The sequence below is a fragment of the Sphingobacterium sp. UBA7038 genome, assembly GCF_002494055.1.
Lineage (GTDB): Bacteria > Bacteroidota > Bacteroidia > Sphingobacteriales > Sphingobacteriaceae > Sphingobacterium > Sphingobacterium multivorum.
On sequence record NZ_DLAV01000039.1, the window covers coordinates 34474 to 48869 of the forward strand.

Annotated in this window: 11 protein-coding genes and 1 other RNA gene; 7 read left to right on the forward strand and 5 right to left on the reverse strand. The window is 39.1% G+C overall.

What is annotated here, in order from left to right; translation table 11 throughout:
• Positions 1-26: 26 nt before the first annotated feature.
• Genes argS through B3H30_RS21830 form a run of 3 tightly spaced genes read left to right on the forward strand, consistent with a single transcriptional unit; the run spans position 27 to position 4098 of the window.
• Positions 27-1811 carry an arginine--tRNA ligase gene (gene argS / locus B3H30_RS21820; protein ID WP_070569227.1) on the forward strand — a complete coding sequence of 595 codons (1785 nt, stop codon included), beginning with the start codon at positions 27-29 and terminating at the stop codon, positions 1809-1811.
• A 4-nt stretch (positions 1812-1815) separates the two neighbouring features.
• Entirely contained in the window at positions 1816-2892 is a 1077-nt protein-coding gene (locus B3H30_RS21825) for an oxidoreductase (protein ID WP_070569929.1), read from the forward strand.
• A gap of 15 nt (positions 2893-2907) precedes the next feature.
• Positions 2908-4098 carry an NAD(P)/FAD-dependent oxidoreductase gene (locus tag B3H30_RS21830; protein WP_070569927.1) on the forward strand — a complete coding sequence of 397 codons (1191 nt, stop codon included), beginning with the start codon at positions 2908-2910 and terminating at the stop codon, positions 4096-4098.
• A gap of 12 nt (positions 4099-4110) precedes the next feature.
• On the opposite strand, the gene B3H30_RS21835 is transcribed toward B3H30_RS21830, so the two are convergent.
• Positions 4111-5163, reverse strand: a complete 1053-nt coding sequence (locus tag B3H30_RS21835; protein ID WP_070569230.1) for a helix-turn-helix transcriptional regulator — start codon at positions 5161-5163, stop codon at positions 4111-4113.
• A gap of 151 nt (positions 5164-5314) precedes the next feature.
• On the opposite strand from B3H30_RS21835, the gene rnpB reads away from it, so the two are divergent.
• Together rnpB and B3H30_RS21845 are read left to right on the forward strand one after the other, a co-directional pair.
• Positions 5315-5694, forward strand: an RNA gene (gene rnpB / locus B3H30_RS21840) — RNase P RNA component class A.
• A gap of 66 nt (positions 5695-5760) precedes the next feature.
• The gene (locus tag B3H30_RS21845; RefSeq protein WP_070569233.1) at positions 5761-7152 is read left to right on the forward strand and encodes a sigma-54-dependent transcriptional regulator; all 1392 of its coding nucleotides are present in this window, start codon (positions 5761-5763) and stop codon (positions 7150-7152) included.
• Between the two features lie 159 nt (positions 7153-7311).
• On the opposite strand, the gene B3H30_RS21850 is transcribed toward B3H30_RS21845, so the two are convergent.
• The 4 genes from B3H30_RS21850 to B3H30_RS21865 all read right to left on the reverse strand — a co-directional run bounded on the left by B3H30_RS21850 (position 7312) and on the right by B3H30_RS21865 (position 12368).
• Entirely contained in the window at positions 7312-7983 is a 672-nt protein-coding gene (locus B3H30_RS21850; RefSeq protein ID WP_070569236.1) for an HAD family hydrolase, read from the reverse strand.
• Positions 7984-8056: 73 nt separating this feature from the next.
• Entirely contained in the window at positions 8057-9958 is a 1902-nt protein-coding gene (locus tag B3H30_RS21855; RefSeq protein ID WP_070569239.1) for a DUF3857 domain-containing protein, read from the reverse strand.
• Complete coding sequence (locus B3H30_RS21860; protein WP_070569241.1) at positions 9955-11928, reverse strand: transglutaminase domain-containing protein; 1974 nt, start codon at positions 11926-11928, stop codon at positions 9955-9957. Before B3H30_RS21860 ends, B3H30_RS21855 begins: the two co-directional genes overlap by 4 nt.
• Positions 11929-11993: 65 nt before the next feature.
• Positions 11994-12368: a hypothetical protein gene (locus tag B3H30_RS21865; protein ID WP_070569242.1), complete on the reverse strand. Its 375-nt coding sequence runs from the start codon at positions 12366-12368 to the stop codon at positions 11994-11996.
• A 477-nt stretch (positions 12369-12845) separates the two neighbouring features.
• Between B3H30_RS21865 and B3H30_RS21870 the strand changes: the two genes are divergently transcribed.
• Positions 12846-13370, forward strand: a complete 525-nt coding sequence (locus B3H30_RS21870; protein WP_083296085.1) for a hypothetical protein — start codon at positions 12846-12848, stop codon at positions 13368-13370.
• A 103-nt stretch (positions 13371-13473) separates the two neighbouring features.
• Positions 13474-14373, forward strand: coding sequence for an OmpA/MotB family protein (locus B3H30_RS21875; RefSeq protein WP_070569245.1), 900 nt, complete (start codon positions 13474-13476; stop codon positions 14371-14373).
• Positions 14374-14396: the final 23 nt, after the last annotated feature.

Here is a 14396-nt window from a genome sequence, read left to right on the forward strand (position 1 = left end):
AGTTGTAAAAATTACAAAATCATTAAATGGCAAATTCTATTCAAAAGCGACTTGTTGAAGTCACTGTACAGGCAGTAAAAGAGCTTTACAATGCAGATATTTTAGAAACTCAAATTGCTTTACAAGCTACCCGAAAGGAGTTTGAGGGACAAATTACAATCGTAACTTTTCCCGTAACGCGCTTTTCGAAATCTTCTCCGGAACAAACCGGAAAGGAAATTGGTGCTTATTTGCAACAGCATATCGCTGAAATATCAGATTTCAATGTGATAAAAGGCTTTTTGAATATTGTTCTTTCCGATGCTTACTGGATCACGTTGTTGAATCAGACCATAACGGCGAAGGACTTTGCTGTATTTCCTGCGAACGGGAAAAAATTGATGGTGGAATACTCTTCTCCAAATACCAATAAACCACTGCACTTGGGACATATCCGTAATAACTTATTAGGATATGCTGTTGCGGAAATCCTAAAAGCGTATGGTTATGATGTGATCAAAGCAAATTTGGTGAACGATCGTGGTATCCATATCTGTAAGTCCATGTTGGCCTGGCAGAAATTTGGTAACGGTGAAACACCCGAGTCTACTGGACTTAAAGGCGACCACCTTGTTGGAAAATATTACGTTGTCTTTGACAAAGAATATAAAAAGGAAATCGAGGCATTGAAAGCTGAGGGGCAAACCGAAGAGGAAGCAAAGAAAAATGCACCTTTGATGAAGGAGGCACAAGCGATGTTGCAACAATGGGAAGCCGGTAATGAAGAGGTGATCTCCCTTTGGAAAACCATGAACAGTTGGGTGTACGCGGGGTTTGAAAAGACCTACAAACAATTAGGCGTCGATTTTGATAAATACTATTATGAATCCAATACATACTTGTTGGGTAAAGATATTATCCAGGAAGGTTTAGATAAAGGGGTTTTCTTTAAAAAAGAGGATAACTCCGTATGGATTGATCTAACAGACGAAGGATTGGATCAGAAGCTTGTGCTTCGTGGCGACGGTACTTCGGTCTATATTACACAAGATTTGGGGACAGCACAATTGAAATATGATGAATTCAAAATGAATGATTCTATTTATGTTGTCGGTAACGAACAGGATTACCATTTCAAGGTATTGTTTTTAATCTTAAAAAAACTAGGTAAAGCCTGGGCTGACGGATTGTTCCATTTATCGTATGGGATGGTCGACCTTCCTTCAGGTAAAATGAAATCGCGGGAGGGAACAGTTGTTGATGCGGATGATTTAATGGCTGAAATGCTTAAAACTGCACAGGTACGTACTGAGGAGCTTGGCAAGACTGGCGGATTGGACGAGGAATCAAAAGCTGCTCTTTACGATACGATCGGAATGGGAGCATTGAAATATTTTCTATTGAAAGTGGATCCTAAAAAACGTCTTTTGTTTGATCCAAATGAGTCTGTCGATTTTCAAGGTCATACAGGGCCGTTTATTCAATACACGCATGCGCGTATCAAATCTGTTTTAAGTAAAGCTGAATTCGATTTTGACAGTGCTGTGTCTGTACCGGCGACGATTTCCTCTTACGAGCGAGATCTAATTCAGCAATTAGGTGCGTTTCCGGAGGCTATTGAGGCTTCTGCGCAAGAGTTCAGCCCGGCGCAATTGGCAAACTATATCTATGAAGTAGCCAAGTTCTACAATAAATTCTATCATGAAGAAACGATATTGAAAGCGGAAGATCCTGATGTAAAGAACTTTAGATTGCATCTTTCGGCTTCTGCGGCAAAGGTTATCGCCAAAGGGATGAACTTATTGGGTATTCATGTACCTGAAAGAATGTAATGCTATGAAAAAAATTCGCGTAGGACTTATTGGTTTTGGAATTTCAGGTCAGGTTTTTCACGCTCCCGTGATGCGTTCGATAGCTGAACTGGATCTTGTTAAAGTGACCGCCCGGAAAGCAGATCAGCAAAGTTTGCTAAAGGAACGCTATCCACAGGCAGCAATTGCTTTGTCGGCAGATGATATTTTTAATGATGCAACTATTGATTTAGTCGTGGTTGCGACTTCCAATGACATGCATTATCCTTTTGCAAAACGTGCTTTGGAAGCAGGGAAACACGTTATTGTCGAGAAACCATTTACGAACAATGTAGAGCAGGCCGATGAGCTTATCGCGCTGGCTAAGGAGAAAAATCTGATTTTGGCGCCTTATCACAATTTAAGATTCAACTCCGATTATCGAACGTTAAAGAAAGTGATTCAAAGTGGACGATTGGGAAGAATTGTAAATTTGGAAGCTAGGTTTGATCGTTTCCGCAATTACTTGAGACCAAATGCATGGCGTGAAGAGCATTTACCGGGTTCGGGGATATTCTACGACTTGGGCTCGCATCTTATCGATCAAACTTTACAATTGTTTGGAAGACCAGATGCTGTTTTTGCAGATTTAGCTATTCAACGGGATTATGCGAAAACCATTGACAATTTCGACTGCTTATTGTACTATGATGACTTACGGGTATCGCTGAAAGGGTCTATGCTTACAAAAGAACCTACACCTCGATATCGTGTCTTTGGCATGAACGGAAATTTTGTAAAATATGGTGTCGATCCACAGGAAGCTTTACTGCGCGATGGTAAATTTCCCGATGAAGATCCAACCTGGGGACAAGAAGATCCAAGTCTATACGGCAAGCTCAATATTGTTGAACAGGGGAATGATATTGAAGAAATGATTCCTTCTGAAATAGGTTCTTATCCTGATTTTTATCAGAACGTTGCGGATAGCATATTGGGAAAAACTACCTTGATCGCATCGGCGGAACAGGCGCGGGATGTCATTAAAATTATTGAATTGGGGTATCAGAGTCAATTGGAACGAAGAGTTGTTTCTGTTGAAAATACATTGATTGCTTATTAGAGTGTTGCTGTGAGTATACTATACGATGCCATCATTATTGGGGGGGGAGCCTGCGGATTGATGTGTGCAGCCCAAGCAGGGCTAATTGGGAAGAAGACCTTGGTCCTTGAAAGAAACGATAAGGTCGGTGCGAAGATCCTGATTTCCGGAGGTGGGCGCTGTAATTATACAAATATTGGTAGCAGTCCCGCTAATTTCATTTCTGAAAATCCAGATTTTTTGCACGGTATATTCAAACAATGGACCGTGGACGATACCATTACATTTTTTGAACAATATGGTATCGTGGGACATGAAAAAACACTGGGACAGTTGTTTCCAGAGACCAATAAAGCAAAAGATATCGTTGCTGTATTTTCTAAAATTTTATACGAGACAGGGCAGGATATAGCCTTGAATACCTTGGTCAAATCTGTAGAAAAAAACGATAATGGCTTTGTGGTAAAAGTAGAAAATGCAAAAGGTGAGTCCCGATACCATGCCCATAAAGTGGTTGTTTCTTCCGGTGGGCTTCCGGTGCAAAAGCTTGGGGCCTCAGACTTTGGAGTACGCTTAGCTAAACAATTTGGTTTGAATGTAGTCGGTACAGCGCCTGCATTAGTCCCTTTGACGATAACTGGAAAAGATGCGGATTGGTATAGTTCTCTGGCTGGAAATTCGGTGTTCTCGAAAGTGTCTGTTGCCGGAATGTCTTTTGAAGAGAATATTCTCTTTACACACTGGGGATTAAGCGGACCTGCAATTCTTCAAATATCAAGTTATTGGCGGCCTGGACAGGAGATTACGATTGATCTCTTGCCTAATTTTAATTTGGATAATCTGATTAAACAGGAGCGACAATACGGCGGAAAGCGACTTGTTTCACAATTGCTAAACGATTATTTCAGCAGGAAATTGGTCGACGCCCTTGGGAAATTTTTGGCCTTGGATACCAAAATCGCCTCACTGAGTAAAGCTGATGCGAAGTTGATTGTCGATACGATCCATCGTTTCAAGGTAAAACCTGCGGGAGATAAGGGGTATGATAAAGCTGAGGTCATGCGTGGAGGAGTTTCAACGGAAGAGCTTCACTCCAAAAGCTTAATGTCTAAAAAAGTTGAAGGCCTTTATTTCGGCGGGGAGACTGTTGATATTACAGGATGGCTTGGCGGCTATAATTTCCAATGGGCTTGGGCTAGTGGTTACGCCATCGCCCAAGATATTTAGGTGTGTGAGCTATTATTCATGTTGTGAATTTGATATCTTATCGACAGATTTCTCAGCATAGAGTTCTGTGGCAGCTGTCAAGCGCTGTTTTATTCTCGTTTGTAAATTTCTTGGCGAGAGTACTTTAATGGATTCGCCAAAACCTAAAATTTCTCTTTCCAGTTCAAAGTTAAGTACAACATCGATGCGAATTAAGATTGAGCCATCCTCCTTTTTGTCTAAAATCTGCTGTGAAGGATGTAAGGGTTTTGTTGCTACATAAGGTGCATTTTTTGCATTGACTTGCAATATCACCCGCTGGCCGCGGTCTTTTTGTGTCTTCGTTACGCCTATGGTATCCGAAAAGTAACGTTCGAAATCGACCCCTGTATATTCCTTGTATGAATTTTTGCCCATTTCCTCGATGGTATTGATTCGATCAAGCGCCAGCGTCATTAATCCTTCATTCTTTTTATGCTGACCAATTAGAAACCATCGATTCCGATATTCTTTTAAGAGATAAGGGGAGAAGACCAGATCCTGCTGTTGTGTTGCTTTGAACGATTGGTAGCTGATCAGGAGTGGTGTTTTTTCACGAATGGCTTGATGCAGCGGGCTGATAAAAGAAAGGCCTTTTAGCAGGTTGTTACTTTCCATTTGTATAATGGAAGGTGAATTGTCCTTTTTGGTATGGATGCTATCTTCAAGCCGTGCAACAATATCGCTCATTTCATCAAAACTGGAGAAACCGCTCACATGCTTAAGTACCTCTACTGCTTCCTTCATTTTTTGCATGTCACCGACGGAAATCGGTGAATTGCTAATGCTATAGTTGGGATCTTCATAGGTGTAGAATTTTCGGTGCAACACCACAATAGGCGCATTGTAGCCAAGTTTATTGCTACGCATGAGTTGAATATCACCTTGTATGGTACGTTTACTTATCCCATTTTTGATTCCTTCAAATTCATAAAGTGCATCGGAAACCTTTTCCATGAGATCTTCCAAGGTCCATTTACGATGTCGCAAGCGAAGGCAATGGTCAATCGTTTTATAACGTATGAGGGCTAGTTTATTGAGTGCCATGTTTTTTTTGTTAGATTGAAAATACAAAAATTCTCTTTATCTACGCAAGGTAATTGCGTAGATTTTTGTGCCTGTGGTGCTAAATGAATGGTCTTTTCGAAATTGAAAAGAAATTCGGGTTTATCCGAGTAAAATAGCTACTTTTGCGCAGAAGCAAACTGGTTCTATCGCTGCTCTTTTTTAAGAGGAGAGGAAAGTCCGGGCAACATAGAGCAACACGCTTCCTAACGGGAAGGCTGTTATGAAAATAGCAGACAGAAAGTGCCACAGAAAATATACCGCTTTTCGGAGTAAGGGTGAAAACGTAAGGTAAGAGCTTACGGTCTTGTATGGTGACATATATTACGGTAAACCTCGTGTGTTGAAAGACCAAATAGGTTGCGAAATTCGAAGGCTGCTCGTCTTCTTTCAATGTATTGGAATTCGTAATGGGTAGGTTGATTGAGTTTGTCAGCGATGGCAAATCTAGATAAATGATAGAAATTCCACTTCGGTGGTCTACAGAACCCGGCTTACAAGGTTTGCTTCTTTTTGCTAATTGCCAAAAAAAACTTATATTGATTCCCGTAATTGAAAAAATAGCATAACTCTCGATTTATGAGTACAATTTTAATCATTGATGATGAGCGCGCCATCAGAAGTTCGTTGCGTGATATCTTGGAATATGAAGATTATACGATTTTAGATGTCGACAATGGCCGGGATGGATTAGATATTTTAAAAAAGGAAAAAATAGATCTTGTTCTCTGCGATATCAAGATGAATACGATGGATGGGATGGAAGTTTTGGCGGAAGCACACCAAAGCAGCCCGGATATCCCTTTTATTATGATCTCAGGACATGGTACGATTGAAACAGCTGTTGAAGCGGCGAAAAAAGGAGCATTTGACTTTTTAGAAAAACCGCTGGACCTGAACAGATTATTGATCACCGTTCGGAATGCACTGGATAAAAGTTCCCTAGTCACCGAAACCAAAGTACTGAAACGAAAAGTTAGCAGTTCGAAAACTAAAGATATATTGGGTGAGTCTGGGGCAATCAAACGTATTAAAGAGACAATTGATCGCGTAGCACCGACAGAAGCGCGTGTATTGATAACTGGAGCAAATGGTTCTGGAAAGGAGCTTGTGGCACGTTGGCTGCATGAGAAATCGAATCGTGCGCAGGGACCGCTTATTGAAGTGAACTGTGCTGCGATACCTTCCGAATTAATCGAATCAGAATTATTTGGCCATGAAAAAGGATCCTTCACTTCAGCTATTAAACAGCGTATCGGAAAATTTGAACAAGCGAGTGGCGGAACATTGTTCTTGGATGAGATCGGAGACATGAGTCTATCCGCTCAAGCTAAAGTGTTAAGGGCGTTACAGGAACATAAAATCACCAGAGTGGGTGGCGATAAAGAAATTGACGTCAATGTCAGGGTAGTAGCCGCGACCAATAAAGATCTCTTGAAGGAAATTGAGGATGGCAATTTTAGAATGGACTTGTATCACCGCCTGTCGGTAATCTTGATTCATGTACCTGCTTTGATCGACCGTGTGGATGATATTCCCCTGCTTTCAACAAATTTTTGTGAAGAAATCTGTATGGAATATGGGATACCTGTGAAGGAAATTACGACTGCGGCCATGCGGGAATTGAGCCATCTTCCCTGGACAGGTAATATTCGGGAATTGCGCAATATGATTGAACGTTTAATTATTTTGAGTGATCGATCTATTACAGATAAAGATGTTGTCGCATTTGCTAATCCTTCTCGTGAACCGGTAAACGGTATAGCGCATGAAAAAGGCGCAACGAATTATGGTTTAGATATGGACTCCTTTGATTCGTTTCAAGATTATAAAGATCATGCGGAGAAAGAATTTATAAAATATAAATTGGAAAAAAATAATTGGAACGTCTCCAAGACGGCCGACGATTTAGATATTCAACGTAGCCATCTGTATAGTAAAATAGAGAAGTTTGGTCTAAAAAGAGATTAATCACTTCGTGAAAATTTAGTCTAGCAGCGGTGAACGAAAATTGCAGCTCGCTTGGGCAAACCGATAAAAAAAGAGATTCCTTAAGGAATCTCTTTTTTTATCGGTAGAGAGGAGACAGCTGAAGTCCTCGGGCTAAGTGTCGGCACACACTCAACCAAGTTATAATTCTTGTGTTTTTAAAATGGCCTTTACATTGGCAACAGATATTTCTGTATAATTATTTATATAATCATCACTTGCAGGCAATTCTTCTTTTTTATGGGTTGAAAGTACGGCAACAACTTTCATTTCGGCATTTTTCGCTGCGGTAATACCAGAAAAAGAATCTTCAAAAACAATACAGCGGTCAACAGGAATTTGCAGGTTTTCTGCAGATTTTAGGTAAACCTCAGGATGTGGCTTATGTAGTTTCACATCTTCGCTGCTCAGTGTGGACGAGAAGAGCTGGCGTATATTCAATTCGTCCAGAATTAAATCCATATTCTCTCGTGGAGCTGATGTCGCCACAGCAAGCTTAAAACCGTTATTCTTTAATTCTGTCAGAAATTCAATCAGGCCCTTAATAGGGGCAACGTGCTCTTTATAAATGACTCTAAAAAGCTGTTCTTTTTCAAATTCAAGGGTTCGCAGTTCCTCAGGGGATATCGGACGTTGAAAGAAATGTTGCATAATGTAACTATTATGCTTACCATACATATGCTGCTCAAATTCCTCTTCTGTCGCCTGTTGTACATTGTGGTTTTTAAAAAAAGCTCTAAAAGCTTCCGCATGGAAAGGGTTGGTGTGGCTGATAACACCGTCCATGTCAAAGATTGCTGCGTATTCTGTCATTGAGCTAATATACAATAATTGCCTTATTTGATCGATTTTACTCCTTCATATTCTGGTAAATATTTTCTTCCGACTAGAGAAAGCTTAGATTAAAGCGTCCCTTGTCGCAGCTGCTTACCTCATTATGAAATTGGAAAAAGTCTTCATAAGTACTGGCAGGATAACTGCCTTCAAAAAGTTCCAGTTTTCTGTAGGTGAACAGTTTATTGTCTTTTATTTCTGACCTAAATTCATATTTTCCAAATGGTTTCTCAATAATTTTCTTCTCAGAAGTTATGTTTTTGAGCATATTTTCTGGAAGGGCAATGCTAATGCTATCGATATCGGCGTAGCCTCTTTCAATGAAAATATCTTCCGTTCTATTTCTACTTTCGGCAATGCTGGAATGTGTATTGAATAAATTAGGCTGGATCAAAAGTTTATTACCATTTTTCACCGCATAGTTTTTAATAAAAATATTCAGGTTCTCCTCGATAAATGGATTTTCCTCCTTATGTTCAATATAGTTTACCTGATTAAAATTGATATTGTCTATATTATAGTATTCCGTGAGGAGCTTATTCTTATCATTATTGCTGGCTAAAAGCACGTCCATATGGTTCTCATATTGGGCTCCGTAGAATTTGGTGTTTAAGGTCCCCTGGATGCTTCCGTCTTCCGAAAGTTTTAGGTCGGCATAGCGCAATTGAAGGTTGGTGGAGTTAATGTATTTCGGTGTATGCATGATAACTCCGCCATTTTCGGTACAGGCAACGACATCTCTATCGTCGGTAAAGTCGCTAAGAAAACCAAATGGAAGATTTTGGCTCGTGCATTCCAGCCAGGTCGTATCATTTTTGAATGGAATACATAGAATGACGTGATTACCGTCCTGGGCATTTGCAAAGGTTTTGTGGAAACTTTCTTTGCGTCTGCCTGCTTCGACAATACAGTAATAGGAAGGGATATTGACGGCCGACAACATGCTTCGCATGTAATTGGCCAGTGCTTTACAATCACCATAACCTAAGCGGTCAACCTCAGAAGCGGGAAAGGGCTCCAAGCCCCCGATACCGATTTGGATACTGATGTAACGTGTGTTTTTTTGTAAGTAATTGTATAGAATCTTTGCTTTGTCCTTATCTGAGCTTGCGTCTTTTGTTAATGCAATAAATTTTTGTTTAGACGCTTCCGTCAAATCGTCTTTTTTGTTCAATAGGCTGTTGGATACCCATTGGCCAAATTCTTTCCAGTCCCCGAAATTTCCTGTCTTACCATAATAAATAAAATTTTTGGGAACGATGAGTACGTTTGTTCTTTTCAGGCTAGGATTGGGGCTATAAGATTCCTCTTTTTTTGCCGCGATCTGTTCAGCATTCCATGTTTTACTTTCCGTTTTGTCATTTTTCTCTTCTTTGATACTTCCTTTATAATTCGTTGTTTCAATTCGACATTCTGTGCCTATTGGAGCAATAAATTGAAAGCTGCTTTTTTCTACAGATACATTATTGGACACTTCAGGAGTCCAAGATGGAATGATCAAGTTTTGTTTACTCCTAACCTCGTATTGGTATTCGACGGTATAGGGATAGCTATGGTAGTCAGGTACAAATAGTTTTACCCGGGAATCGGCAAACATCGTACTATTGTCCACAGCGCTAATATCTTTGAAATCTTTCGTTGCAATTTTCTTTTGCAATATTCCCATTTCATTATAGATAGCCCCTTTAAGACTCTTGATCTCGGTAGATTTATTATAATATACTGGGAGCGTGGCATACCGGTCTCCATTTTTATTATACACTGTTATGGCACAGGTTATGGTGGTGATGACTTGTTCGGGAGATTTTATTTCTACCACCGTTTTATCATTGCGCACCGTAGCGACAGCCCTGCTCTTTAATGTACTTGGAATATTGGCGACGTCGTAGTTATCTTGCCCAATTGCGAGGATCGGAAGCAGGAAGTATAGTAAGTTGATGAATACGATTTTCATTTTTTACCGATTAATTTTATGTCTAGCTTTTGTTGTTGAATAATACGTGAATACAATTCTTTGAGCGAAAAATACTCATCGACTGAAAAGATGGGTTTGTTGAAAGCGAGGCTCTGTAGTATTTCAAGTTGATTGCCATTGACCTGCGTTACATATCTATATTTTGCAGTTGACTCCGGGAGTGCTAACGATGCATTCTGAGGCTTCTCAGCAATTTCATAATGATCAGGAATGGTCAATTTAACGGAGTACAATGTTTTGGATTTAAAACCCATATCAACCGGATAAGTTCTTTCCTGTGCTTTAAAGGGGTTGTAGGAAATCCTGTCAATAATATTTGGAGCCAATACGAGTATGTCTTGTTCCATTTGTTTGGAGACATCTAGGATAACATCAAATTCTTCTATCAATAGTTGATCGATATCCTCCAGGTTTTGAATACTTGATTTTGTTAACGTGATATTGGGCATTTCTTCGTCTAGTTTTTCCCAGTATTCCTCCAAAGAGTTGAATTTGGCAATATGTTGCCGCTTTAGGAGTGCTTTGTTACCGCTACTGCTTATGGTGAGTTTTCCCTTGATTTTAAATTGGTCATTCAGAGCCCCTTCCAAGATATAGTTTACATCGGAAGATTCTTGAGCCGTAAGTGGAAACCAATCGGAACTTTTTTTGGAGTAGATGATTCTTCCCCGTTCATTTAAGCATTGTAAAGGGAGCTGTCCAAAAGGTAAATATAAATTGGAGGCATCGAGTTTATACTTTACACCGTCTATATCCACGCAAGCGATGACGTAATCAAAGTCCGATAATACCGGGAATAGGCCATTGGGTGTACCATTTCGACGTGTTGATAAAATAATAGGATAGGCTTCCAGATCTGCCGCCAATAAAGCAGTTACCAGTGCTAAATTGATGTCGCCAATATTCCCGGTTCGTTTTTCCAGTGCTTTTTCAATACCAGTTTCAGCATATTTTCCTAAATAATTATTCCATTTTATTTGTTTGTTGATATAGTTATATATCTTTTTTGCTTTTTCTAATTTGGTGTCAGTGGGCGATAGAATTGTTGCTAAATTGGCTTTGAATAAGTCTGTTTTTTTTAATTGACCTCCAAAAGTCTTTTCATTCATGAGGTCTGTATCGACGTCCTTCCAGGTTTTGCTAAATGTCTTCTTACTGCCTGTGCTCGGATAAAAGATCGATTCAAGCTCATAATAGATCGCAGATTTGAAATTGGTTGGCGAAGTCATGTAATCCTCTTCCATAAATGCCGGAATGTTCTTCATGGTATAGGTCAATTTTGAACAATCCATTCGCAACCCATCCAGGAAAATAAATTCTTTCAGTGCTTCGGCTTTTTGATCGGTAAGCTTGTAGGGGCCGCGTAAAACTACATTGTAGGCGAAGGAAGCGGGAATAATTGCGATATATTGGCTTTGAATTTTGGGGATATCATCTTGGAATTCCCATGTCTTGAAATTAAATAAATCCTGCTCCAGCGTCCGATAAGACACTTCAATAATAGATCCTTCTTTAATATTCGGAAGGGTGAACTTATTAAGATCCAGATAGGCTGAGTAATTTTCCTTGAAAACTTTTTTATTTTCAAGCTCTGTTTTCTCGATCCTACCATTTTCTAAATTATACGTAACAGCCTTTAGTTCGTCAAAATAGTCACGGACGTAACTCCCGCGTTTATACGAAGGAATTTCAAAATTAGCTTTTTTAAACCCTTCTTTGTTATTGATCCGGATAATTACATGGTATTCATGTTGAAGTTTTACGCGATTATCATAATCATCAACAAAGACAGAGCTCCGTCCAAACTCATTGAGCACGATTGCATTGGCATTGCTATCCAGATCTGTTCGTGAAAAATCTGAAATAGAAACTTTACCAAAGTCAAAAGTCTGGGCTATACTATTTGTATAAATAGAAAATATTAAAAATAGCGTTAAAAACTGGCGCATAACTATAGGTGTAATAATTCACGAATATAAGTTTTTAGCCAAAATTAAACGATACTTCCGGATAATTATTTATCTAGTTGCAAAAGATTATTAATGATTTCGGTGATGTTATCGACCTCTTCACCATCTTCCAGCATAGAGAATGCAAGATAGGTGGCGTAGATTTCAGGACTGAATTTTACGTGCTTATCAGCGATAAACCGGTCGATCTGTTCTTCATTGCATTCAAAATGAATACTTTGTAATTCATTGAAAAGATTGGTTGAGATGGTCTGATGATTTTCACCACAGGCAAATCCTGCAATAATATGGAATAGAAACTTATCGGTTATTTCGTCATCTTCCTTTTTAAACATAGCACGAATATGCTTATAATCGAATTTAGTTTTTGCGCTATTCACAATAGTGTCCCAAATCTGATACTCTGCTTTAGTTTCCATAGCTCGCTTTAAATTTATATTGGTATAAGCAATATAGCAAAAATAATTTGATTTTTGGCAAGGATAATGAAACTTAGTGGTCTATTCAAATAACCGCAATTAGCGGTCTATCTGTAGGCATAAAATTCAGCAGATCCTCAGGTAAAGGAGGGGATATCGATTATGATGAAGAGCTTATGCCTGCAATAAGGTGTAAACTATTTCCCCTAAAAAGCAGCTTAATATCACACCAAATAGAATTGACAAAATCACCTTTAACCAGACTGGGCTTGTTTCTAAAATCAGTTTCATGGAGCAAAATTGCTTTAAAAATATACTTTAATAAAGACTTTTCTCTTTTTTAAGGCTAGCTGTGGCGATACGATGACATGAATTTTGGCCTTTATGGTATGATAATTGAAAATTAATAGTTGGATTCGATTTTTTTAGTAATTTAAGTCGGAAATTGAAATTGTTGAAATAGCCTGATTTATAATTATGATAACACGAATAGTATTGACAATTGTTCTATTCACTTTAACAAAAGTTGGGCTTGGCCAGCAGGTGAATATGGAGAAAATTCGAAAAGAATATGCGGAGGCCGTGAAGGACGAGGATCTGTGTGAACATAATTTGGAGGCATTGACCGAAGGGGCCAAATCGCCGACAGAGAAAGCCTATCTAGCCGCCTATCAAATACTGTTAGCGAAACATATCGGCAATCCATTTAAGAAAGTTGGGCAATTCAAAGAGGGGAAAAAGCATTTGGAAGAAGTGATTAAGGAAAATCCAAATCATATTGAAGCACGGTTTATACGTTGGAGCGTACAGGTGCATGCGCCTTCTTTTTTGGGCTACAACAATAATATACTTGAGGATAAAAATTTCCTGGTTAAAAACCTTTATAAATTACCCAATGAAGAGGCTAAATCCATTATTTATAATTATCTCAAAGGCGCCAATCCTTATCTTAAAGGTGGGCAAGTATTTAGCGCTACAGAGTTGAAGGAGCTAGCCCAATAGGACGTTAAAGGTTGTTAATTTGACAAGACTGTGGGGTATTTTGGCTAGAATATTGCGTATCTTGCTATATGAATTAGTTCAACATCTACAAAAAGAGTATATCATGAAGAATTTAGTTTTTCCAATGACTGTATTAACGGCCAGTTTGTTTGTTGTAGGATGTGGTGTCAGCAAAAAGCAATATGCTGGTTTACAGTCCGACTATAGTAAATTGCAAACGGAGCACAGTCAATTGACCAAGCAATATCAGGATGGACAACTTCAATTAGCTGAAGGCCGGACGCGGATCAAGAGCTTAGAAGATCAGTTGGCTTCTGAACGTCAAAATAATGCGGACCTCCGATCTGCTTATGCTGCTTTGCAGAAATCGCTCGATAACAGTATTAATCAGAATTCACAGGGAAATATTAATATTTCTAAGCTGGTTGATGAAATTAACGCTTCAAATAAATACATTAAGCATCTCGTTGAGACGAAAAACAAATCCGATTCCTTGAATCTGGTATTGACCAATAATTTGACAAGATCACTTAGCCGTGAGGAACTGCAGGAAGTTGATGTACAGGTATTAAAAGGGGTCGTTTATATCTCACTTGCTGATAACATGCTTTACAAATCCGGTAGCTATGAAATTAATGATAGGGCCGATCAGACGTTAAGCAAAATTGCGAAAATTATCCAGGATTATAGAGATTATGAAGTTTTGATTGAAGGTAATACCGATACGGATCCAATTTCTAAACCTAATATTCGGAATAACTGGGATCTAAGTACCCTGAGAGCCTCTTCTGTGGTACAGGCTTTACAAAATAAATATGGTGTGGATCCGAAGCGCTTAACTGCGGGTGGTAGAGGAGAATATAATCCAATTGCAGATAATACGACCGCGCTAGGTAAGCAACGGAATAGAAGAACGCAGATTATCATCACACCTAAATTGGATCAATTTATGGAGTTGATTGATAAGGCTCCGGAAGCTACCGAGTTACCATCGGGACAATAGATTTTAATTGGGTAAATAAAAAA

What these genes read in the sequence shown, in the direction of transcription:
- argS (WP_070569227.1), top strand. Translation starts at nt 27, where the DNA reads ATGGCAAATTCTATTCAAAAGCGACTTGTTGAAGTCACTGTACAGGCA.
- B3H30_RS21825 (WP_070569929.1), top strand. Translation starts at nt 1,816, where the DNA reads ATGAAAAAAATTCGCGTAGGACTTATTGGTTTTGGAATTTCAGGTCAG.
- B3H30_RS21835 (WP_070569230.1), bottom strand. Translation starts at nt 5,163, where the DNA reads ATGGCACTCAATAAACTAGCCCTCATACGTTATAAAACGATTGACCAT.
- B3H30_RS21845 (WP_070569233.1), top strand. Translation starts at nt 5,761, where the DNA reads ATGAGTACAATTTTAATCATTGATGATGAGCGCGCCATCAGAAGTTCG.
- B3H30_RS21850 (WP_070569236.1), bottom strand. Translation starts at nt 7,983, where the DNA reads ATGACAGAATACGCAGCAATCTTTGACATGGACGGTGTTATCAGCCAC.
- B3H30_RS21855 (WP_070569239.1), bottom strand. Translation starts at nt 9,958, where the DNA reads ATGAAAATCGTATTCATCAACTTACTATACTTCCTGCTTCCGATCCTC.
- B3H30_RS21860 (WP_070569241.1), bottom strand. Translation starts at nt 11,928, where the DNA reads ATGCGCCAGTTTTTAACGCTATTTTTAATATTTTCTATTTATACAAAT.
- B3H30_RS21865 (WP_070569242.1), bottom strand. Translation starts at nt 12,368, where the DNA reads ATGGAAACTAAAGCAGAGTATCAGATTTGGGACACTATTGTGAATAGC.
- B3H30_RS21870 (WP_083296085.1), top strand. Translation starts at nt 12,846, where the DNA reads ATGATAACACGAATAGTATTGACAATTGTTCTATTCACTTTAACAAAA.
- B3H30_RS21875 (WP_070569245.1), top strand. Translation starts at nt 13,474, where the DNA reads ATGAAGAATTTAGTTTTTCCAATGACTGTATTAACGGCCAGTTTGTTT.